The sequence below is a fragment of the Cedecea sp. AS113 genome (assembly GCF_037152415.1).
In the GTDB taxonomy this organism is placed as follows: Bacteria; Pseudomonadota; Gammaproteobacteria; order Enterobacterales; family Enterobacteriaceae; genus Cedecea.
On record NZ_JBBCMI010000009.1, the window covers coordinates 86,997 to 110,145 of the forward strand.

Consider the following 23,149-nt stretch of genomic DNA (forward strand, 5'->3'; position numbering starts at 1 on the left):
GCTAAGGAGCAGTGAAATGCGAGTTAAAGGCATAACCCCGCAAGATCTCAAGGCTTATGGCATTCATGACGTCAGCGAAGTCGTCTATAACCCCGATTACGACACCCTTTACCGCGAAGAACTCGACCCTAACCTGCAGGGTTTTGAGCGCGGTGTGGTCACTAACTTAGGCGCCGTCTCCGTAGATACCGGGATCTTTACCGGCCGCTCTCCAAAAGATAAATACATCGTCCGCGATGACACCACCCGCGACACCTTATGGTGGGCCGACAACGGTAAAGGCAAAAACGATAACAAACCGCTTTCCGAAGAAACCTGGCACCAGCTCAAAGGGCTCGTCACTCATCAACTGTCGGGCAAGCGCCTGTTTATTATTGACGCTTTCTGCGGGGCCAATGCCGATACCCGCCTGTCAGTGCGTTTTATCACCGAGGTTGCCTGGCAGGCACACTTCGTGAAAAACATGTTTATTCGCCCAACGGACGAAGAGCTGGCAACGTTTGAGCCCGATTTTGTGGTGATGAATGGGGCTAAATGTACCAATCCAAACTGGAAAGAACAGGGCCTGAACTCCGAAAACTTTGTGGCGTTTAACCTGACTGAACGCATGCAGCTTATCGGCGGCACCTGGTACGGTGGCGAGATGAAGAAAGGGATGTTCTCTATCATGAACTACCTGCTGCCGCTGAAGGGCATCGCCTCCATGCACTGCTCGGCAAACGTCGGTGAAAAAGGGGATGTGGCGGTGTTCTTCGGCCTGTCCGGCACCGGTAAAACGACGCTTTCTACCGACCCGAAACGCCGCCTGATTGGCGACGATGAGCACGGCTGGGACGACGACGGTGTGTTTAACTTTGAAGGCGGCTGTTACGCGAAAACCATTCGTCTGTCAGAAGAAGCTGAGCCGGATATCTATCACGCGATTCGCCGCGATGCGCTGCTGGAAAACGTGACCGTCCGTGCCGACGGCACAATCGACTTCGACGATGCGTCCAAAACGGAAAACACCCGCGTTTCTTACCCGATTTATCACATCGACAACATCGTTAAGCCGGTGTCGAAAGCGGGTCACGCTACTAAAGTCATCTTCCTGACTGCGGATGCCTTCGGCGTACTGCCACCGGTTTCCCGCCTCACCGCGAACCAGACTCAGTACCACTTCCTGTCCGGTTTTACCGCCAAACTGGCGGGTACCGAACGCGGCGTGACGGAGCCAACGCCAACCTTCTCCGCCTGCTTCGGCGCGGCGTTCCTGTCGCTGCACCCAACGCAGTATGCTGAAGTGCTGGTGAAACGCATGCAGGCATCCGGTGCCCAGGCGTACCTGGTGAATACCGGCTGGAACGGTACCGGCAAACGCATTTCGATCAAAGACACCCGCGCGATCATCGACGCTATTCTCGACGGCTCGCTGGACGACGCAGAAACCTTTACGCTGCCGATGTTTAACCTCGCCATTCCAACCTCGCTCGCGGGCGTTGATACCCAAATTCTGGACCCGCGTAATACCTACGCCTCTCCGGAACAGTGGCAGGAAAAAGCAGAGCAACTGGCGAAGCTGTTTGTCGAAAACTTCGAGAAATACACCGATACTCCCGCCGGGGCGGCCCTGGTCGAAGCCGGTCCGAAGCTGTAAATCTGAAGCATTAGACGAAAAAAAACGAACCCTCCGGGTTCGTTTTTTATTGGGCCACAGGCCAGCTAGCTTTCCCGATGAGTCACCACCCGGGTTATCGGCAGCGGGAGATAAGCCCTGATTCGCAGCCCTCCCCGCTCGCTCTTCCCGAGATCCAACATCCCGTTATGGTTGTCGATGATGCGCTGCACGATGGCTAAACCCAGCCCGGTGCCGCTGGTACTGCGGGCGCTATCGCCGCGAACAAACGGCTGGAACAGATGCTGAAGCTGATCTGGCTCAATGCCAGGGCCATCATCTTCCACCTGGAACCAGGCGCGGTTTAATTCGCTGCCGCTGCTGACTTTGATCCAGCCATTGCCGTAGCGCGCCGCGTTCACCACCATATTCGCCACCGCGCGCTTGATAGACAGCGGATGGATATTCAGGCGGATTTCGCCGGCCTGCAGATCGGTATCGATTTCACGCTCGTAACCGCTTTCTGCCGCAATAACTTCCCCGAGCACGCCGTTGAGATCCGCCATCTCCAGCGGCATCTCCTGCCCGGTGCGCAGGTAGTCGATAAACTGTTCGATAATCGCATTACACTCTTCGATATCTTTGTTAATCGACTCGGCCAGATAGCCATCCTCCTGCCCCATCATTTCAGTCGCCAGGCGGATACGCGTCAGCGGCGTGCGCAGATCATGGCTAACGCCCGCCATCAGCAGCGTGCGGTCATCGGCCAACTGTTTAACACCCGCGGCCATATGGTTAAACGCCCGCGTTACCGACCGCACTTCCGAAGCGCCATATTCGCGCAAAGGAGGAGGAATAATCCCTTTACCGACCTGCAGCGCAGCGTGCTCCAGGTCGACCAGCGGTCGGTTCTGTATTCGAATAAACAGCCATGCGCCGCCTATCGCCAACAGCATGATCGCCAGCGTGTAGCGGAACAGCGGGGAGAAATCGCCCTGATGGATTTCGGTCAGCGGAACGCGGACCCAGATATTCGGCGACAGCCAGGTCTTCAGCCAGACAACCGGGGAGCTTTTGTTCACCTCAACGCGCACTTCGGTCGGGCCGCCAAGCTGCTGCGCCATTTGCTGGCTCAGAAACTCGTAGTGCTGCGCCCAGCGCAGGCCAGCGTCTTCCGCCGCCTCGTTGGAGTAAAGTGAAATGCCCAGCTCGCGGTAAATCTCACGACGAAACGCAGGCGGCACCACAAGTTGGGTGCCGTCTTCAAGCTGCAGTTTGTCGGTCATTAGCATTCTGACTTCGTACGCCAGCACCTTATTAAACTGCTGCAGGCTCGGCATAATCGCGAAGTTCAGAACGACAAGATAAGTCGTCACCAGGCTGACAAACAGCAAGGTGACGATCAGCAACAGCGTACGGGCAAACGAGCTTCTGGGGGAGAAGCGAACTCGCCTCATGCCTTAGCGCCGTCCGGGACAAAGACGTAGCCAAGACCCCAAACGGTCTGGATATAACGCGGATGCGCCGGGTCCTCTTCCACCATCCGGCGCAGGCGGGAGATTTGCACGTCAATGGAACGCTCCATCGCGGAGTATTCGCGGCCACGGGCCAGGTTCATCAGTTTGTCGCGGGAAAGCGGCTCGCGCGGGTGGCTGACCAGCGCTTTCAGCACCGCAAACTCACCGCTGGTCAGCGGCATTGGCTCGTCTTCGCGAAACATTTCACGAGTGCCTAGATTCAGCTTGAACTTACCGAAAGCGATAACTGCTTCTTCCTGAGAAGGCGCACCCGGCAGTTCGTTCGCCTGACGGCGCAGGACCGCGCGAATACGGGCCAGCAGTTCACGCGGGTTAAACGGCTTAGGAATATAGTCATCAGCGCCGATTTCCAGGCCGACGATACGGTCAACTTCTTCACCTTTCGCGGTCACCATGATGATCGGCATTGGGTTACTCTGACTGCGCAGACGGCGGCAGATAGAAAGACCATCCTCGCCCGGCAGCATGAGATCCAGCACCATCAGGTGGAAGGATTCACGGGTCAGCAGGCGATCCATTTGTTCGGCGTTAGCGACGCTGCGAACCTGGAAGCCCTGCTCGGTGAGATAACGCTCTAACAGCGCGCGCAGACGCATGTCGTCATCGACCACCAGAATTTTATAGTTCTCTTGCATCGTTTGTACTCCCAAAGGCTCGAACAGTTGAGTGTGTATTCTTAAAAAACTGCGCTAATACAACCAGTCAATTCTGGTATACATTCTAGTCGAAATTGTTACAAAGCATATTAAACAGTCGGTTATCAACGTTTTAAATCAAAATTTGGTGACTTGCTTCCCAAAATGCGCCGGTTGCATTCCTTATTGAGCATCGGTTTAAATCACACTCTGATTTTACAGGCTGTAGGGCAGAAAGATGAAAACGCCGTTAATCACCCGTGAAGGCTACGAAAAGCTCAAAAAAGAGCTGGATTATCTGTGGCGTGAAGAGCGCCCCGAAGTGACCAAAAAAGTGACCTGGGCCGCCAGCCTCGGCGATCGCAGCGAAAACGCCGACTATCAGTACAACAAAAAACGCCTGCGTGAAATTGACCGCCGGGTTCGCTACATCACCAAATCTCTGGAGCGCCTGAAAATCGTCGATTACTCACCGCAGCAGGAAGGCAAAGTCTTCTTCGGCGCGTGGGTCGAAATTGAAAACGACGACGGCGACCTGCTGCGTTTTCGCATCGTTGGTTACGACGAGATTTTTGGCCGCAAGGACTACATTTCTATTGATTCGCCGATGGCGCGCGCGCTGCTCAAAAAAGAAGTGGGCGATTTAGCCGTGGTGCAAACGCCGGCGGGAGAAGCGCAGTGGTACGTCAATGAAATTGAGTACCCTAAACCCGAGTAATGTGCACAGAACTGTCTGAAACCCAATATCCGTGGGTCGTCGGCTGGCATTTTCGCGCCCCGATCCGTATAACTGTTTGCTGAATTTTCCGTACTACACAGATGAAAAGCCATGATGAATGATTCGCTTTGCCGCATTATTGCGGGTGAGCTTCAGGCCAGAAACGAACAGGTGGAAGCCGCCGTTCGCCTGCTGGATGAAGGGAATACCGTGCCGTTTATTGCACGTTATCGTAAGGAAGTCACCGGCGGTCTGGATGACACGCAACTGCGTCAACTGGAGACTCGTCTTAGCTACCTGCGCGAGCTGGAAGAGCGCCGTCAGTCCATCCTCAAGTCTATTGCCGAGCAGGGTAAACTGAGTGACGAACTTGCCGGTGCCATCAACGGCACGCTGAGCAAAACCGAACTCGAAGACCTTTACCTGCCGTATAAACCCAAGCGCCGTACCCGCGGGCAAATCGCCATCGAAGCCGGCCTTGAGCCGCTGGCGGATTTGCTGTGGAACGAACCTTCACACGACCCGGAGCAGGAAGCCGCTCGCTTTGTGGATGCCGACAAAGGCGTCACCGACACCAAAGCCGCGCTGGACGGCGCACGCTACATCCTGATGGAACGCTTCGCCGAAGATGCCGCTCTGCTGGCAAAAGTGCGCGACTATTTGTGGAAAAATGCGCATCTGGTTTCCGCCGTGGTAAGCGGTAAAGAGGAAGAAGGCGCGAAATTCCGCGACTACTTCGCCCACCACGAAGCCATTGCCACCGTTCCCTCTCACCGTGCGCTGGCGATGTTCCGCGGGCGTAACGAAGGTATTTTACAGCTGTCGCTGAATGCCGACCCGCAGTTTGATGAGCCCCCGCGCGAGAGCTACTGCGAGCAGTTGATCATCTCTCACCTGAATCTGCGCCTGAACAATGCCCCGGCCGACAGCTGGCGTAAGGCCGTGGTGAGCTGGACCTGGCGCATCAAGGTGTTAATGCACCTTGAAACCGAGCTGATGGGCACCGTGCGCGAACGCGCCGAAGATGAAGCCATCAACGTTTTCGCCCGCAACCTTCACGATCTGCTGATGGCGGCCCCGGCTGGCCTGCGCGCCACCATGGGCCTCGATCCGGGCCTGCGTACCGGCGTAAAAGTCGCGGTGGTTGACGCCACCGGCAAGCTGGTAGCGACCGATACTATTTATCCGCATACCGGTCAGGCTGCGAAAGCCGCCGTGGCCGTGGCTGCCCTTTGTGAAAAACATAACGTCGAGCTGGTCGCTATCGGCAACGGTACCGCATCCCGTGAAACCGAGCGCTTCTTCCTGGATGTGCAAAAACAGTTCCCGAAAGTCACCGCCCAGAAGGTAATAGTCAGCGAGGCGGGCGCTTCCGTTTACTCAGCTTCCGAGCTGGCGGCGCTGGAATTCCCGGATCTGGACGTGTCTATTCGCGGCGCTGTCTCGATTGCCCGCCGTCTGCAGGATCCGCTGGCCGAGCTGGTGAAAATCGACCCGAAATCTATCGGTGTGGGCCAGTACCAGCACGATGTCAGCCAGACTCAGCTGGCGAAAAAACTGGATGCGGTCGTCGAAGACTGCGTGAACGCAGTTGGCGTGGATCTCAATACCGCTTCCGTGCCGCTGCTGACCCGCGTGGCAGGCCTGACCCGCATGATGGCGCAGAACATCGTCAACTGGCGCGACGAAAATGGCCGCTTCCAGAACCGCCAGCAGTTGCTAAAAGTCAGCCGCCTGGGGCCAAAAGCTTTTGAGCAGTGTGCGGGCTTCCTGCGTATCAACCACGGCGATAACCCGCTGGATTCCTCCACCGTGCACCCGGAAGCCTATCCGGTGGTCGAGCGTATCCTGGCCGCCACTCAGCAGGCGCTGCAGGACCTGATGGGCAACAGTAGCGAACTGCGCGATCTGAAAGCCAGCCAGTTTACTGATGAGCGTTTCGGCGTCCCAACCGTGACGGACATTATCAAAGAGCTGGAAAAACCGGGCCGCGACCCGCGCCCTGAATTTAAAACTGCACAGTTTGCCGAAGGCGTGGAAACCATGAACGACCTGACGCCGGGTATGGTGCTGGAAGGTGCGGTGACTAACGTCACTAACTTTGGCGCATTTGTCGACATCGGCGTGCATCAGGATGGCTTGGTTCACATTTCGTCCCTGTCGGACAAATTCATCGACGATCCGCACAAAGTGGTGAAAGCGGGCGATATCGTAAAGGTCAAAGTTCTGGAAGTGGACCTGCAGCGGAAACGCATCGCCCTGACCATGCGTCTTGACGAGCAGCCAGGCGAAGGTGGCAGCCGTCGCGGCAATAGCGGTAACAATGCCTCTCGCGAGCAAAAAGGCAGACCAGCAGCGCAGCAAAAACCACGCGGGCGAGAAAACGCCGGCGGTGGGAACAGCGCGATGATGGATGCTCTGGCCGCAGCAATGGGCAAGAAACGTTAATTGTCTGACCTCTCCCTTCGGGGAGAGGTCTTATTTTTTCCATCGCCGACAAAAAGCAGAAAAATAACGTACTCTTGATCTAAATCAATTTTCAATATCTGCCCCGCCATGAAACCAGCAATTATCATCCCTGTAACATCGGCAATAACGAAATAACATTCATCGTTCACCAAAGAGAAGCCATTACTCTATTTTTCATGCAATTAAGACACCACTTTCTTCCGCTCGTTAAAATCAACCCCACTAAATCAGCCAGAAAAATTCCTATTTTGGTTAAATTCACTCAGAAAAATAAATATTGTCGACAGTAACCATTCTCATTATCATTGCATTGAACGATATTTCTTCTCTTTCTTCCGATAGCTTAATTCGTTTTTATTACACGCACCGCTCGTGAATAAAACGATCATTCAGTCAGCGTCAATGCAGAGCCCAGCTCTAAGTAGGTCTTATGCAATTCATACCGAATAGCGCGTGGAAAATTACCGGCTTCGCCAGTGAAATCAGTCCGGCTTATCGCCAAAAATTATTGTCCCTCGGCATGCTGCCGGGTTCCTCATTCAACGTCGTCCGCGTGGCACCTCTCGGCGACCCTATTCATATCGAAACGCGCCGCGTTAGCCTGGTGCTGCGCAAAAAAGATCTCGCGCTGGTCAATATCGAAGCCGTGGCGTAACGGCGGGGAAACGTTCGCGTTATTTTGCACATTCAACGAAGTTTACGAATAAAATGAAAAACTTAACCATAGGTTTAATCGGTAATCCTAATTCGGGTAAAACCACGTTATTTAATCAGTTGACGGGTGCCCGCCAGCGCGTGGGGAACTGGGCGGGTGTCACCGTAGAACGCAAAGAAGGTCAGTTTTCCACCCTTGAGCACCAGGTCACGCTGGTTGATTTACCCGGCACCTACTCACTCACCACCATTTCGTCACAAACTTCGCTTGATGAGCAAATCGCCTGCCACTACATCCTGAGCGGCGATGCCGATCTGTTAATCAACGTAGTGGATGCTTCTAACCTTGAGCGTAACCTCTACCTGACGCTCCAGCTACTCGAACTGGGCATCCCGTGCGTGGTGGCGCTCAATATGTTGGATATTGCCGAGAAACAGGCGATTCGCATCGACATCGACGCGCTGGCCGCCCGCCTCGGCTGCCCCGTCGTGCCGCTGGTGTCTACTCGCGGGCGCGGTATTGAAAGCCTGAAACTCGCCATTGACCGCAAGCAGCCCAACGAGAAAAACGAGCTGGTGCACTATCCGCAGATTTTGCTGCAAGAGGCAAAAAAGCTGGCCGAGGATATGCCGCAGGAAATGCCGGTGACGCAGCGCCGTTGGCTGGCGCTGCAGATGCTGGAAGGGGATATCTACAGCCTCGCGTATGCGGGCAATGCCACAGACAAACTTGATTCAGCGCGCGCGCGCCTGGCAGAGACCATTGACGATCCCGCGCTGCTGATCGCAGATGCTCGTTACCAAAGCATCGCTTCCATTTGCGACGCGGTTAGCAATAGCCTGACAGCCGAACCCAACCGGCTGACGGTGGCGATGGATAAAATCATCCTCAATCGTTACCTCGGCCTGCCGATCTTCATGCTGGTGATGTATCTGATGTTCCTGCTGGCGATTAACATCGGCGGCGCGCTGCAGCCTATTTTTGATGGCGGTTCGGTGGCGATATTCATTCACGGCATCCAGTGGCTCGGTTATACGCTGCACTTCCCGGAATGGCTGACGATTTTCCTGGCCCAGGGGATCGGCGGCGGGATCAATACCGTGCTGCCGCTGGTGCCACAAATCGGCATGATGTACCTGTTCCTTTCCTTCCTCGAAGATTCCGGCTATATGGCGCGCGCAGCCTTCGTGATGGATCGCCTGATGCAGTCGCTGGGTTTACCGGGTAAATCCTTTGTGCCGCTGATTGTCGGCTTCGGCTGTAACGTGCCTTCGGTCATGGGCGCCCGTACCCTTGATGCGCCGCGCGAAAGGCTGATGACCATCATGATGGCGCCGTTTATGTCCTGCGGTGCGCGCCTGGCGATTTTCGCGGTGTTTGCCGCCGCATTCTTCGGCCAGCAGGGCGCGCTGGTGGTGTTCTCGCTTTATATTCTCGGCATTGTGATGGCTATTCTCACCGGCCTGATGCTGAAGCACACCATCATGCGCGGCGAAGCTTCGCCGTTTGTCATGGAGCTGCCGGTTTACCACGTCCCTCACCTCAAGAGCCTGATTTTACAAACCTGGCAGCGCCTGAAAGGCTTCGTGCTTCGCGCCGGGAAGGTCATCGTGATCGTCAGTATTTTCATCGGCGCCCTGAACAGCTTCTCCTTTAGCGGCAAGCCAGTAGATAGCATCAATGATTCCGCCCTTGCCTCCGTCAGCCGTGTGTTGACGCCGCTGCTGAAGCCGATCGGTGTCCATGATGACAACTGGCAGGCTACCGTTGGACTGTTTACCGGTGCGATGGCCAAAGAAGTGGTGGTCGGCACGTTAAATACCCTCTATACCGCCGAAGATATTCATAATGAAGAATTTGATGCCGCAAGCTTTAACCTGCTTGATGAACTGGGCGCTGCCGCCGATGAAACCTGGCAGGGGCTGAAAAACACCTTCAGCCTGAGCGTGCTGGCGAACCCGATTGAGGCAAGCAAAGGCGACGGTGAAATGTCCTCCGGGCCGATGGGCGTGATGAGCACGAAATTCGGCAGCGAAGCCGCCGCCTACAGCTATCTGATTTTCGTTCTGCTCTATATTCCGTGCATCTCGGTGATGGGGGCCATCGCCCGTGAATCGAGCCGGGGCTGGATGACGTTTTCCGTGCTGTGGGGGCTGAACATTGCCTATTCGCTCTCCACGCTTTACTACCAGAGCGTCACCTTCAGCGAGCACCCGCAGTTCAGCCTGATTTGCATCCTCGCGGTGGTATTGTTCAACGTCCTGCTGCTTGGCGGGCTGCGCCGGGCAAGAAGTCGCGTGGATGTATCGCTGCTCGCCACCAGAAAAACGCCGTCGTCCTGCTGCCAAAGCAGCACCGGCGACTGTCACTAAGGAGCGATGATGGCAAGCCTGATTGATATCCGTAACGCCCTGGCGCTTCAGGGCCGCCTGGAAGCGAAGCAGATAAGCCAGCAGCTTGCCACGCCTCTGCCGCTGGTTGCCGCCATGCTCGATCGACTGGAAGCGATGGGCAAAGCCAGACGCATCAGCGAAGATCCGAGCAGTTGCCTGACGGGAAGCTGCAAAAGCTGTCCAGAAGGGAAAAAGTGCGCCCGGGAACTTTGGGCGCTGCGTTAAGTTAATCTGATGAAAGGCGGGCTACCCCGCCTTTTTACTGCCCGTCAGCTAAGCCGTTGTTGCCCCCAGGCCAGCAGAGCCTGGCAGAATTCAGCCGGATGAGAGATAAACGGCGCGTGGGCGGCCTTGTCGAAGATAACCGAGCTGGACTGCGGCCACAAGGCGTCCAGCAGGGGAACCACTTTCCGTGGCACAAGCCCGTCCAGTCGGCCATACAGACGTAAATGCGGTATTGCAGAATGCGAAAGCTCCTGGCGCAGATCGGCGGTTCTCAGGATCTCAAGCCCGCCGTTAAGGACCTGAACGTCCGGCATTGGCTGTTCCAGAACAACGGTTTTCAGCAGGCGAGCATCCTGGCGCGCAGTTTCTGTGCCCAGGGTTTGCAACGCCAGAAAACGCTCCACGGTACGCTGAAAATCTTCGCTTAACTGCTGCTGGAACCCGGCCAGCACGTCCGGTTTAATGCCCGGCCAGTCTTCTGCGGCGGTAAAACAGGGTGAGGAAGCCACCGTCACCAGCGCATTCACACGTTCAGGCCTGGCGAGCGCAGCCTGGCTTGCTACCAGCCCACCCAGGCTCCAGCCAAGCCATGTGGCACATTCAGGCGCTTTAGCCAGCACAATGTCGGCCATTTCCTCCAGCGTTAGCGCACCAACCCCCCTGCTCCGGCCATACCCCGGTAAGTCGACCAGATGCAGCCGAAATTGCGAGCCGAGTTCGGATTCTATGTTGTGCCAAACCTCCGCATTCAGTCCCCATCCGTGCAGCAGCACAAGATCGCTTTTTCCTTTACCTTTTGTTTGCCACCACAGCTCACTCATCAGTTACCGTTCTCATTTTCATCAGCAAGGAGAACGCTATGCTAGCAATCCCTGGCCGCTGTTGGCTATGCCGGTTACCGCTTGCCCGTCCGACATGGGGCATTTGCTCATGCTGCGCCGCCTCGCTGCTTCAGCCCCTGGCCTGCTGTTTACAGTGTGGTTTACCGGCGTTGAGCGGGCATTTGCCCTGCGGACGTTGCCTGCAAAGAGCGCCTGAGTGGGACGCAATGGCCTATGTGACAGACTACCTGCCGCCGTTAAGCACGCTGATTCATCACCTAAAATTTACCGGAACGCCCTCGCTTGCACCGGCCTTAGCCCGCCTTTTGCTACTGCGTATTCTGGCAGCCAGGCGAGAGGGCAGGCTTCATTTGCCTGATGCTATTGTGAGTGTACCGCTGCACCATACCCGAGCGTGGCGGCGCGGCTATAACCAAAGCGCACTTATTGCTACTCCGCTGTCTCGCTGGTTAGGGCTGGAGCATTATCCCTCTGCAATCAAACGCATACGCGCCTCACCAGCCCAACATACGTTGACAGCAAAGGAAAGAAAGAGGAATTTGAAAGGCATCTTTAGGGTTGAAATTCCCGTTGCGGGTCGCCATATGGCGATTGTGGATGATGTCGTGACGACGGGTAGTACTGTTGCGGAGATAGCGCGATTGCTGAAAAGGCAGGGCGCGGCGACTGTCCAGGTATGGTGCCTGTGTCGAACCTTGTAGACCCTCGATGATGGGCGTATTATAACCGACTAAAATAGTCAACTATTGAGCAATCGTTATGATCCGTATTTCCGATGCTGCACAATCCCACTTTGCCAAGTTGCTGGCAAATCAGGAAGAAGGGACGCAAATCCGCGTATTCGTTATCAATCCTGGCACCCCGAATGCGGAGTGTGGTGTGTCTTATTGTCCGCCGGATGCGGTTGAAGCGACCGACACGGCGCTGCCGTTCGAGCAGTTAACCGCTTATGTCGATGAGCTGAGCGCGCCTTATCTGGAAGATGCCGAAATCGACTTCGTCACCGACCAGCTCGGTTCCCAGCTGACGCTGAAAGCCCCTAACGCAAAAATGCGTAAGGTGTCTGACGACGCGCCGCTGATGGAGCGCGTTGAGTATATGCTGCAGGCGACCGTTAACCCACAGCTGGCGGGCCACGGTGGTCGCGTCACGCTGATGGAAATTACCGACGAAGGCTATGCCATTCTGCAGTTTGGCGGCGGCTGTAACGGCTGTTCTATGGTGGATGTGACGCTGAAAGAAGGGATCGAGAAACAGCTTCTGGCTGAGTTCCCTGAGCTGAAAGGCGTACGTGACCTGACCGAACACCAGCGCGGTGAGCACTCTTACTATTAGTTTGACCCTCACCCTAACCCTCTCCCTAAAAGGGAGAGGGAATAGACCGAGAAACGTGAGACGAAACTACGTCTTCTTACGCCGCTTATCCAAATCTTTCAGCAACTTATTCACCCGTTCATCGGCAAACATCGCTTCCAGAGAGACGGTCAGCTTGCGCCGCCAGTTCTTATACTGATCGCTGGTGCCAGGAATATTCACCGGCTCGGCCATATCCAGCCAGTCCTCCGGCTGCAGCCCCAGCAGCGCGCTATGGCTGTCGGCGATATAACGCTGCATTCCACGGTTGAGCGTGTCGGTCATCGTCATTAACGCGGCCTTATGTCCCGCCCGCTTCGGCAAGCAGCCGTATTTATGCAGCCCGTCCAGTAGACCTTGTTTAGCCCTTTCGCGGTCTTCATACAGCCCCGCCAGCACCTCTTCATCAGGGTAAAGTCCCAGCGTTTTGCCCAGCGTTAAATCACCGCTATTCCAGTAGCCACGCAGCGTGGGCAAGTCGTGCGTTGTGGCAACCGCCATCGACTGCTTAGGCCATGTGGCCGGAGCCCGGAATTGCTTCTCTCCGTCGTGTTCGAAGTACAGCACTTTGTAAGAATAAACGCCGCTGTCGCGAAGCTTGCCGACGATTTCAACCGGCACGGTACCGAGGTCCTCGCCAATCACCATGCAGCGGTGACGCTGGCTTTCCAGGGCCAGAATCGAAAGCAGATCGTCCACCGGGTACTGCACATAGGCGCCTTTATCCGCCGTCTCGCCGTACGGGATCCACCACAGCCGCAGCATCGACATAACGTGGTCAATGCGCAGGGCGCCGCAGTGGGTCATATTGGCGCGCAGCAGTTCGATAAACGGCTGATAGCCGCGAGCGGCCATGACGTGGGGATCCATCGGTGGCAGCCCCCAGTTTTGGCCTAACGGGCCGAGGATATCCGGCGGCGCGCCAACGGAGGCTTTCAGGCAGTAAAGCTCACGGTCACACCAGGTTTCAGAGCCGCCTTCCGCTACGCCCACCGCCAGGTCGCGATAAAGGCCAATCGGCATCCCGTCATGCTGGCTGGCATCCCAGCAGGCCTTAAACTGACGCCAGGCGAGATACTGCAGCCAAAGCCAGAAGTTGACCTCATCGCAATGTTGCTCACAGAACTGCTTCACTCCCGGGCTATGGGCGTCGCGATAGCCTTCCGGCCACACCGGCCAGCCCCAGCGCAGAGGATCTTCGTTAACCTGGCTGGCATGAAGCGCATCGTAGGCAGCCTGGTAGAACAGACCTTCTCCTCCTTCCGCAACGAACCTGCCAAACGCGACGACTTGTTCATCGCTGGCTGTACGCAACGAGAACTGCTGCCACGCTAAACGCAGTCCCGCAACTTTGAGGGCCGTAACGGCAGAATAATCCACCCACTCGGCATCTCTCGCGGCCTGAAGCTGTTTCTGCACTGTGGATGTTTTCCACCACGTCTGCGCCGCTTTGCTATTCTGGAAATCTTCTACCGCATTGACGTCGATATAGATGACATTCAGCCAGCGGCGTGACGAAGGGCTGTATGGGCTGGCGCTCTCCGGGTTAGCCGGGTAAAGTGAATGAATCGGGTTGAGGCCGATAAACGCCCCGCCCCGCTTCGCCACATCCCCCAGCATCTGCTTCAAATCGCCAAAGTCGCCGATGCCCCAGTTAGCCGCCGAGCGCAGCGTGTAAAGCTGCACACATGCCCCCCACAGCTTTTTGCCCTGCAGTAACGCGTCCGGCTCATAGCAGCGCGGCGGGGCGACGATAATTCGGCTCGTCCAGCTCTGCTTTTGCCGACTGACCACCAGTGAATGGTAGCCCTCGGGTAGCTTTGTCGGCAGCGATAACGTCTTCCCACCGGAAACTTGCCCGCGGTGGGTATGACCTTCTTCAGTGGTCAGCGTCCAGCTAAATTCACCCTCTCCTTCCAGCGTCAGCTGCATTCGCTGCCCGGCAGTGAAAACCTGAACCGCTGGCACAGGATCGGTCGACTTTTTTGCAACAGCGGTGCGGTTCATGGCCTCGAGCAGACGCAGTTTTGTCTCCGCAGGAATAGCCTGCGGTTTGCCGTGGGCGTTGATGTAGTTCGGGATGATACCCGCCGCCAGAGCGGCGCTATCAAGACGTTTGCTCTCCATGGCGCTCCCTTAGCGTTTTGCCTGCCAGATACGTTGTTGGTAATCGCGGATCGAGCGATCGGAGCTGAACATGCCGCAACGGGCGCTGTTCAAAATGGCGGCGCGCGTCCAGGCTTCCTGGTCCAGATAAAGTTTGTCGGCAAGCTTTTGCGCCTCGGCATAAGCAGTGAAGTCCGCCATCAACAGGTAAGGATCGCCGCCCTCTTTGCCGATGCTGTGCAGCATCTGATCAAAGGCGTGTTTATCTCCTTCACTGTATTTGCCCTGCTCCAGTTCTTTAAGCACGGCATCCAGCACTTTATCTTTTTTGCGCCATTTCACCGGATCATAGCCTTTGGCTTTCAGGGCTTTAACCTGCTCGACGGTGTGGCCGAAAATAAAGATATTCTCTTCACCCACCTTCTCTGCAATTTCAACGTTGGCACCGTCCAGCGTCCCCACCGTCAGCGCGCCGTTCAGCGCCAGCTTCATGTTACCGGTGCCGGATGCCTCTTTACCGGCAGTCGAAATCTGTTCGGAAATATCAGCCGCCGGGATCATGATTTCCGCCGCAGATACGCAATAGTCCGGCAGGAAAACGACCTTCAGTTTGTCGCCCACCAACGGATCGTTGTTGATCGCCTCAGCCACTTTGTTGATAGCAAAGATAATATTTTTGGCCAGGTAATAACCCGGAGCCGCCTTCGCGCCAAACAGGTAAACGCGCGGCACACGGTCTGCTTTCGGGTTCTCGCGGATCTCTTTGTACTGCGCCAGGATATGCAGCAGGTTCAAGTGCTGACGTTTGTATTCGTGCAGGCGTTTGATTTGCACGTCGAACAACGCATCCGGGCTAATCACGATGCCGGTACGAGCCTTCACAAATGCAGCCAGTTTTACTTTGTTCTGATGCTTGATTTCGCGCCAGGTCTGGCGGAATTTGGCGTCATCGGCGTGCTTTTCCAGTCCTTCCAGCACGTCGAGGTTATTCGCCCACTCTTTCTTCAGCGTCTTGTCGAACAGCGTGGCAAGCGCCGGGTTGCACTGCTTGATCCAGCGGCGCGGCGTAATGCCGTTCGTCACGTTATGGAATTTGTTCGGCCACAGCTGGTGGTATTCCGGGAACAGATCTTTCACCACCAGCTCAGAATGAAGCGCCGCAACGCCGTTCACCGCAAAGCCTCCGACCACGCACAGGTTAGCCATACGTACCTGCTTGCTATGCACCACGGCAAGCTTCGCCCAGACGGCTTCATCCCCCGGCCAGGTTTTGTCGACCAGCAGCTTAAAGCGTTTGTTAATCTCATTGATAATTTGCATATGGCGAGGCAGCAGCGCTTTCACCAGCTTCTCGTCCCAGCACTCCAGAGCTTCAGGCATCAGGGTGTGGTTAGTGTAGGCGAACGTTTTACTGGTAATCGCCCAAGCGTCATCCCAGCTAAGCTGATGTTCGTCAATCAGCACGCGAAGCAGCTCAGGGATAGCGATGGTTGGGTGGGTATCGTTCAGTTGAATCACTTCGTAGGCCGGCAGCTCGGCGAGCCTGCGGCCTGCCAGATGATGGCGGCGCAGAATGTCAGCCACCGAACAGGCACACTGGAAATACTGCTGCATCAGGCGCAGCTTTTTACCGTTCAGGTGATTGTCATTCGGATAGAGCACCTTGGTGAGCTTTTCAGCGTCAATGCCCTGCTGCTCGGCTTTAAGAAACTCACCGTCATTAAATTTTGTCAAATCAAATGGATGAGCATGTTTTGCCTGCCACAGGCGCAGCGGCTGCGCCACGCCATTTCGGTAGCCCAGCACCGGTAAATCCCACGCCTCGCCCTGGAAAATAAAGGCTGGCTCCCAGCGGGAACGCTTACCGTCCTTCACGAGTTTCCCACCAATGCCCACCTGCACATCCAGCGCGCTGTTGTGGCGGAACCAAGGGTAGCTCCCGCGCTGCCAGTCATCCGGGGCTTCCATCTGTTTGCCGTCCTTAAAGGACTGGCGGAACAGGCCATACTGATAGTTGAGGCCATAGCCGATGGCCGATTGCCCGACCGTGGCCATTGAGTCCAGGAAGCAGGCCGCAAGCCGTCCCAACCCGCCGTTGCCTAAAGCCGGGTCCGTTTCTTCTTCCAGTAAATCGGTGAGGTTTATCTGGTAATCCTTCAGCACATCGCTCACCTCAGTGAACCAGCCAAGATTAAGCAGGTTATTCCCCGTCAGGCGGCCTATCAGAAACTCCATCGAGATGTAGTTTACGTGGCGCTGTTTGGCTTCAGGTTTTGCTGTTGGCTGAGCCGCTAAGTGCTCTGCAAGCGCACCACTAACCGCCTGCCACCACTGATGCTGAGTCATTTCACTGGCATCATGGAGGCCATAACGCTGCCACTGGCGCGTCAGAGCGGACTGGAACTGTTCTTTACTGAAGATCGGCTGTGACATAGAAAATCGGTCCTGTAATGTTCGAAAATCATTACCCGTTAGTGTGCCGGGCAGCCCGTGGGAGTTCCTCCTCCCGGCGCGGATTAGGCGGGGAGGAGTAGCGAGGATGAGCGAAAAATGTGATCTCTGCCACTCGATGCGGCGGTGTAACAGGTTTCAGCCGCGCTGCCACAAGCTGTGAGCAATCGCATTCATGAAAAAATGGAACTGTGACAGGGTGCAACTTACCGAGCTCGGAAAGTTCAACAACCTTGCAATAAAAAGCATTCTGGCAGACCTTATCCGTAAGCATTAATTACGAAGCGTAAAAAAAATCGCATCCTTGAACTTTTCCCTCCATTATTTTCTCTGCAGTCCGGCAGCCCCGCCCTGCAGCGCGAAAAATGACGGGGAAATTTATACACAGTGAAGTGATCAACTATGTTAATCCCATCCAAATTAAGCCGCCCCGTTCGGCTGGAAAACACTGTGGTTCGCGATCGCCTGTTGGTGAAGCTTTCAACTGCCGCCAACTATCGCTTAGCGCTGATCGCCAGCCCGGCCGGTTATGGTAAAACGACCCTCGTGTCGCAGTGGGCGGCGGGGCGAAAAGAGCTGGGTTGGTATTCCCTTGATGAGGGAGATAACCAGCAGGAGCGCTTTGCCAGCTACCTGATTGCCGCCGTGCAGCACGCCACCGGCGGCCACTGCGCCAGTAGCGAAATCATGGCGCAAAAGCGGCAATACGCCAGCCTGTCTTCGCTCTTTTCTCAGCTGTTCATTGAGCTGGCGGGATGGGACAAACCGCTGTACCTGGTGATTGATGATTATCATCTGATTGCCAACCCGGTTATTCATGAAGCCATGCGCTTTTTCATTCGCCACCAGCCAGAAAACCTGACACTGGTGATCCTGTCGCGCAATCTCCCGCAGCTTGGCATTGCCAACCTTCGCGTGCGCGATCAGCTCCTGGAAATTGGTAGCCAGCAGCTCGCCTTTACGCATCAGGAAGCCAAACAGTTCTTCGACAACCGCCTGGCAACACCGATTGAACAAGCGGACAGCAGCCGCCTGTGTGACGACGTTGCTGGCTGGGTAACGGCGCTCCAGTTAATCGCCTTGTCCGCGCGCCAGAGCAATACGCCAGCTCAACATTCCGCACGCCGTCTGTCGGGCATTAACGCCAGCCATCTTTCAGATTATCTGGTGGATGAAGTCCTGAACAACGTTGATACCGATACCCGCAACTTCCTGCTGAGAAGCTCCATCCTGCGCTCAATGAATGACGCATTGATCATCCAGGTAACGGGCGAAGAAAATGGCCAGATGCGGCTGGAGGAGATTGAGCGCCAGGGCTTGTTCCTGCAGCGCATGGACGATTCCGGCGAATGGTTCTGCTTCCACCCGCTGTTTGGCAGTTTCCTTCGCCAGCGCTGCCAGTGGGAGCTGGCCGCAGAGCTGCCGGATATTCACCGGGCGGCCGCCGAAAGTTGGATGGCGCAAGGCTTCCCAAGCGAGGCTATTCACCACGCGTTGGCGGCAGGTGATGCCAATATGCTGCGCGATATTCTGCTGGGCCACGCGTGGGCGCTGTTTAACCACAGCGAACTGACGCTGCTCGAGGAGTCACTGAAGGCGCTGCCGTGGGAAAGTCTGCTGGAAAACCCAAAACTTGTGCTGCTGCAGGCCTGGCTGATGCAAAGCCAGCACCGCTACGGCGAAGTGAATACCCTGCTGGCAAGGGCCGAGCAGGAAATGGACCTGGTCATCGACGACACGTTGCACGGTGAATTTAACGCCCTGAGAGCCCAGGTTGCCATCAACGCGGGCGATCCGGCGGAAGCCGAGCGTCTGGCCATGGTCGCGCTGGAAATGCTGCCGCTGGCCAATTTTTACAGCCGCATAGTAGCAACTTCGGTTCACGGCGAAGTGCTGCACTGCAAGGGCGATCTGACGAAGTCTCTTTCCGTTATGCAGCAGACCGAGCAAATGGCCCGCCGCCACGATGTGTGGCACTACGCGCTGTGGAGTCTCATTCAGCAAAGCGAAATCCTGCTGGCTCAGGGGTTCTTACAGGCCGCCTGGGAAACCCAGGAGAAAGCCTTTGTGCTGATCCGCGAGCAGCACCTCGAACAATTGCCACTGCATGAGTTTCTACAGCGTATCCGCGCCCAGCTGCTTTGGGCCTGGGCCCGGCTGGATGAAGCCGAAGCGGCAGCCCGCAGCGGAATGGAGGTCCTTTCCAGCTTCCAGCCGCAGCAACAGCTCCAGTGTCTGGCGCTGCTGGTGCAGTGCTCGCTGGCGCGCGGTGACCTGGATAATGCTCGCAATCACCTTAATCGCCTTGAAAATTTGCTTGGGAACGGTCCCTGGCACAGCGACTGGGTCTCCAACGCCGACAAGGTGCGGGTGATTTACTGGCAAATGATTGGCGATAAAAAGTCGGCAGCCAACTGGCTGCGCCAGACGCCGAAGCCTGAATTTGCCAATAACCACTTCCTGCAAAGCCAGTGGCGGAATATCGCCCGCGTACAAATTCTGCTGGGTGAGTACGATCCGGCGGAAATGGTGCTGGAAGAACTTAACGAAAACGCCCGCAGCCTGCGTCTGATGAGCGACCTTAACCGCAACCTGCTGCTGCTCAACCAGCTTTACTGGCAGGCGGGCAGAAAAAGTGACGCTCAGCGCGTGCTGCTGGAAGCTCTGGCGCTGGCAAACCGCACCGGGTTTATCAGTCACTTCGTTATCGAAGGGGAGGCGATGGCGCAGCAGCTGCGCCAGCTTATTCAGCTCAACACGCTGCCGGAGCTGGATCAGCACCGCGCTCAACGCATCCTGCGTGAGATAAACCAGCACCACCGCCATAAGTTTGCGCACTTTGATGAAAGCTTTGTGAACCGCCTGCTGAATCACCCGGAAGTGCCGGAGCTTATCCGCACCAGCCCGCTGACGCAGCGAGAATGGCAGGTGTTGGGGCTGATTTATTCCGGTTATAGCAACGAGCAGATCGCCGGAGAGTTGGATGTTGCGGCCACCACCATCAAAACGCACATTAGGAATCTGTATCAGAAGCTGGGCGTGGCGCACCGCCAGGACGCGGTACAGCATGCACAGAAATTACTGAAGATGATGGGGTATGGGGTTTAGCTGGAGATATTCTGAAGGCTAGTTTCAGCCCCTCACCCCGGCCCTCTCCCCATAGGGGAGAGGGGGGATAAAAATCTGAAGATGAGCGGAACCGGCCAACACTCGGACTGAAAAGGGTTCAACTCTCTTTAAGACGCCAGCGACAGTCCCGCTTTAGCCGCCTGCTTGACCAGCCACTGCGCCACCCGCGCCTGCTGCTCTTCGTTTAGCCACATGCCCAACTTAGTACGGCGCCACAGCGCATCTTCCGCACATCTGACCCATTCATGCTCAACCAGGTAGCGCAGCTCGGCTTCATAAAACTCATGGCCAAAATCTTCGCCCAGATCGCCCAGGGTTTTGGCCTCGCCCAGCACCAGGTCGCTGTTGCTGCCATAGCTGCGCGCCAGGTGACGGGCAAGACTTTCGGTCAGGAAACCGTAACGACGGCGCAGTTTGGCCGCATAATCATCACGATCGCCACCGATGTCACCGCCAGGCAGGCGGCACTCTTTGGTCCAGGCCGGGCCGATATTCGGGTAGTAACGTTCCAGCTTATCCAGCGCATGTTCAGCCAGCTTACGGTAGGTCGTCAGTTTACCGCCGAAGACCGACAGCAGCGGTGCCTGACCATTTTCGTCATGAATATCGAGAGTGTAATCGCGGGTCACCGCCTGCGGAGAATCAGACTCGTCATCACACAGCGGGCGCACGCCAGAATAGGTCCAGACGATATCATCTTTGGTCAGCGTCTTTTTGAAATGCGCGTTGTAAACGTTCAGCAGATAGCTCACTTCTTTGTCATCAATCTGCACCGCTTTCGGGTCACCGTGGTATTCCACGTCGGTGGTGCCGATGATGGAGAATTCGTCCATCCACGGGATCACAAACACAATACGTTTATCTTCGTTTTGCAGGATGTAAGCCTGCTTCTGGGTATGCACGCGAGGCACCACGATGTGGCTGCCTTTGATCAGGCGGATACCGTAAGGCGAAGGCAGGTGTAGCCCTTCGTCAAAGAAGGTTTTCACCCACGGACCGGTGGCGTTCACCAGGCCTTTCGCGCGCCAGGTAAAGGTTTCGCCGGTATCAATATCCTGCGCTTCAACGACCCACAGCCCATTTTCGCGGGTTGCTTTGGTGGCGCGAGTACGGGTTTTCACCTCTCCGCCCTTGCGGGTCACCATTTGGGCGTTAGCCAGCACCAGGCGAGCATCATCCACCCAGCAATCGGAATATTCGAAACCGCGCACGATCTCAGGCTTCAGCACTGAATCTGCGCCAAAACGCAAGCCGGTCGAGGCCGGCAAACTGGTGCGTTTCCCCAGATGATCGTACATGAACAGGCCAGTCCGAATCATCCAGGCCGGACGAAGGTGCGGCCGGTGCGGTAAACGGAAGCGCATCGGGAAAGCAATGTGCGGCGCCATTTTCAACAGCACTTCACGCTCCGCCAGCGCCTCACTCACCAGGCGAAACTCATAATGCTCCAGGTAACGCAGGCCGCCGTGAATCAGCTTCGAGCTGGCGGAAGAGGTCGCGCAGGCCAGATCCTGTCCCTCCAGCATCAACACGGATAACCCGCGGCCAGCGGCGTCCGCCGCAATACCGGCGCCGTTGATTCCACCGCCAATAACAATCAGATCTTTGGTTTCCATGTTGCCCTCACGCACTTTCGTTAAAGCTCAAAAATGTTCGATATCGCTCATGATAGCAAGTGTTCGCCCGCTTTGGTAACGAAATAAAAACATTTCTACGTGATATGGATAACATATTGGCGTTAATATCAGCGCCAGCGGGGCGCGATGCCTTAACATGCCCCTTGTTTCCTTTCTTTCTCGACGAGTAAAACCATGGATCAATTTGAATGTATTGGTGTGGAAGAAGCACACCAGAAACTCCAGCAGCAGCAGGCGGTATTGGTGGATATCCGCGATCCGCAGAGCTTTGCCATGGGACACACGCCGGGGGCTTACCACCTTACCAACGACACGCTGGTGAATTTTATGCAGCAAACCGACTTTGACACGCCGGTCATGGTGATGTGCTACCACGGCAACAGCAGCAAAGGCGCCGCCCAATATCTGCTGCAGCAAGGCTATGACCAGGTCTACAGCATCGACGGTGGCTTTGATGCCTGGCACCGCCATTTCCCGGCTGAAGTCGCTCACGGCGCGTAAAGTTCAGCCCTTGTCGCTCCCTGCAGGTATACTGCTTGCCTTTGTACGGCTTTATAGACGAAGTTGGTTAAACTTTCATGATCATGATTACCTCTTTCGCCAACCCGCGCGTGGCGCAGGCTTTTGTCGATTACATGGCAACTCAGGGCGTTATTCTTACGATTCAGCAACATACGCAAAGCGATGTCTGGCTGGCGGATGAGAACCAGGTACAGTATGTCCGCGCCGAGCTGGAAAAGTTCGTCGCGAACCCTGGCGACCCGCGCTATCAGGCCGCCAGCTGGAGCACCGGCCACAGCGGCGTCGGTTTCAGCTATAAACGCTATCCTTTTTTCGCCACCATCAAAGAGCGCGCCGGCCCGCTGACGCTTATCGTCATCGGCGTGTGTATCGCGCTGTTTGTCCTGCTCAATATCGTGGGCTTCGGTCCGGTGATCTCCGTGCTTGGCTGGCCGCTCGTGCCCGAGCAGCGCTTTGAGTTTTGGCGCTATTTCACGCACGGATTACTGCATTTCTCCTTGCTGCATATCCTCTTTAACCTACTATGGTGGTGGTATTTAGGCGGCTCGCTCGAAAAACGCCTCGGCACCGGCAAACTGCTGACGCTGACGCTTATCTCCACCCTGCTGAGCGGTTTTATGCAGGCAAAATTTACCGGCCCACTGTTTGGCGGCCTGTCAGGCACGGTGTTTGCGCTGATGGGTTATGTCTGGCTGCGCGGAGAGCGAGATCCCGACAGCGGCATTCAGATGCAGCGCGGGCTGCTGGCGTTTGCGGTAATTTGGTTGGTTATTGAGATCTTCACTCAGTCCGCTGTCATTCCAGCGCACCTGACCGGCATGCTGGTTGGCCTGGCGATGGCGCTGGTAGATACCCTGAATGCGCGAAAACGAACATAACAAT

At 56.0% G+C, this 23,149-nt stretch carries 17 protein-coding genes; 11 read left to right on the forward strand and 6 right to left on the reverse strand.

Translation table 11 applies throughout. The features are described from left to right. Positions 1 to 16: 16 nt before the first annotated feature. Positions 17 to 1,636, forward strand: coding sequence for a phosphoenolpyruvate carboxykinase (ATP) (pckA, locus tag WFN87_RS12905; RefSeq protein WP_008457863.1), 1,620 nt, complete (start codon positions 17 to 19; stop codon positions 1,634 to 1,636). A 65-nt stretch (positions 1,637 to 1,701) separates the two neighbouring features. Here pckA and envZ read toward each other — a convergent pair whose 3' ends face one another. Beyond that, positions 1,702 to 3,051 carry a two-component system sensor histidine kinase EnvZ gene (envZ, locus tag WFN87_RS12910; RefSeq protein WP_336983112.1) on the reverse strand — a complete coding sequence of 450 codons (1,350 nt, stop codon included), beginning with the start codon at positions 3,049 to 3,051 and terminating at the stop codon, positions 1,702 to 1,704. Then, positions 3,048 to 3,767 carry an osmolarity response regulator transcription factor OmpR gene (gene ompR, locus WFN87_RS12915; RefSeq protein ID WP_006177890.1) on the reverse strand — a complete coding sequence of 240 codons (720 nt, stop codon included), beginning with the start codon at positions 3,765 to 3,767 and terminating at the stop codon, positions 3,048 to 3,050. The genes envZ and ompR overlap by 4 nt, the downstream gene beginning before the upstream one ends. A gap of 238 nt (positions 3,768 to 4,005) precedes the next feature. Between ompR and greB the strand changes: the two genes are divergently transcribed. The 5 genes from greB (at position 4,006) to feoC (ending at position 10,227) form a co-directional block, all read left to right on the forward strand. Beyond that, positions 4,006 to 4,485 (forward strand): transcription elongation factor GreB, encoded by a 480-nt coding sequence (gene greB, locus WFN87_RS12920; protein WP_038478036.1) that lies wholly within the window; start codon positions 4,006 to 4,008, stop codon positions 4,483 to 4,485. A gap of 111 nt (positions 4,486 to 4,596) precedes the next feature. Then, positions 4,597 to 6,933 (forward strand): Tex family protein, encoded by a 2,337-nt coding sequence (locus WFN87_RS12925; protein ID WP_336983111.1) that lies wholly within the window; start codon positions 4,597 to 4,599, stop codon positions 6,931 to 6,933. A gap of 451 nt (positions 6,934 to 7,384) precedes the next feature. Then, entirely contained in the window at positions 7,385 to 7,609 is a 225-nt protein-coding gene (gene feoA / locus WFN87_RS12930) for a ferrous iron transporter A (RefSeq protein ID WP_008457875.1), read from the forward strand. 53 nt (positions 7,610 to 7,662) lie between these two features. After that, entirely contained in the window at positions 7,663 to 9,981 is a 2,319-nt protein-coding gene (gene feoB, locus WFN87_RS12935; protein ID WP_008457876.1) for a Fe(2+) transporter permease subunit FeoB, read from the forward strand. Between the two features lie 9 nt (positions 9,982 to 9,990). After that, on the forward strand, positions 9,991 to 10,227 hold the full coding sequence (gene feoC / locus WFN87_RS12940) for a [Fe-S]-dependent transcriptional repressor FeoC (RefSeq protein ID WP_336706716.1): 237 nt from the start codon (positions 9,991 to 9,993) through the stop codon (positions 10,225 to 10,227). 44 nt (positions 10,228 to 10,271) lie between these two features. Here the strand turns inward: feoC and bioH are convergent, their stop codons facing one another. Further along, positions 10,272 to 11,048 (reverse strand): pimeloyl-ACP methyl ester esterase BioH, encoded by a 777-nt coding sequence (bioH, locus tag WFN87_RS12945; RefSeq protein ID WP_336983110.1) that lies wholly within the window; start codon positions 11,046 to 11,048, stop codon positions 10,272 to 10,274. 38 nt (positions 11,049 to 11,086) lie between these two features. Between bioH and gntX the strand changes: the two genes are divergently transcribed. Both gntX and nfuA read left to right on the forward strand, forming a co-directional pair. Beyond that, positions 11,087 to 11,770, forward strand: coding sequence for a DNA utilization protein GntX (gene gntX, locus WFN87_RS12950; RefSeq protein ID WP_166994666.1), 684 nt, complete (start codon positions 11,087 to 11,089; stop codon positions 11,768 to 11,770). Positions 11,771 to 11,828: 58 nt separating this feature from the next. Beyond that, positions 11,829 to 12,404: a Fe-S biogenesis protein NfuA gene (nfuA, locus tag WFN87_RS12955; protein ID WP_008457887.1), complete on the forward strand. Its 576-nt coding sequence runs from the start codon at positions 11,829 to 11,831 to the stop codon at positions 12,402 to 12,404. A gap of 66 nt (positions 12,405 to 12,470) precedes the next feature. Here nfuA and malQ read toward each other — a convergent pair whose 3' ends face one another. After that, entirely contained in the window at positions 12,471 to 14,549 is a 2,079-nt protein-coding gene (gene malQ, locus WFN87_RS12960) for a 4-alpha-glucanotransferase (protein WP_336983109.1), read from the reverse strand. Between the two features lie 9 nt (positions 14,550 to 14,558). Continuing rightward, entirely contained in the window at positions 14,559 to 16,961 is a 2,403-nt protein-coding gene (gene malP / locus WFN87_RS12965; RefSeq protein WP_336983108.1) for a maltodextrin phosphorylase, read from the reverse strand. Between the two features lie 420 nt (positions 16,962 to 17,381). Here malP and malT point away from each other — a divergent pair, with 420 nt between their 5' ends. Further along, complete coding sequence (malT, locus tag WFN87_RS12970; RefSeq protein WP_336983107.1) at positions 17,382 to 20,087, forward strand: HTH-type transcriptional regulator MalT; 2,706 nt, start codon at positions 17,382 to 17,384, stop codon at positions 20,085 to 20,087. A 128-nt stretch (positions 20,088 to 20,215) separates the two neighbouring features. On the opposite strand, the gene glpD is transcribed toward malT, so the two are convergent. Continuing rightward, complete coding sequence (gene glpD, locus WFN87_RS12975; protein ID WP_336983106.1) at positions 20,216 to 21,724, reverse strand: glycerol-3-phosphate dehydrogenase; 1,509 nt, start codon at positions 21,722 to 21,724, stop codon at positions 20,216 to 20,218. Between the two features lie 195 nt (positions 21,725 to 21,919). On the opposite strand from glpD, the gene glpE reads away from it, so the two are divergent. Together glpE and glpG are read left to right on the forward strand one after the other, a co-directional pair. Further along, positions 21,920 to 22,246, forward strand: a complete 327-nt coding sequence (gene glpE / locus WFN87_RS12980; RefSeq protein ID WP_008457894.1) for a thiosulfate sulfurtransferase GlpE — start codon at positions 21,920 to 21,922, stop codon at positions 22,244 to 22,246. Positions 22,247 to 22,323: 77 nt separating this feature from the next. After that, positions 22,324 to 23,145 (forward strand): rhomboid family intramembrane serine protease GlpG, encoded by an 822-nt coding sequence (gene glpG, locus WFN87_RS12985; RefSeq protein WP_336983105.1) that lies wholly within the window; start codon positions 22,324 to 22,326, stop codon positions 23,143 to 23,145. Positions 23,146 to 23,149: the final 4 nt, after the last annotated feature.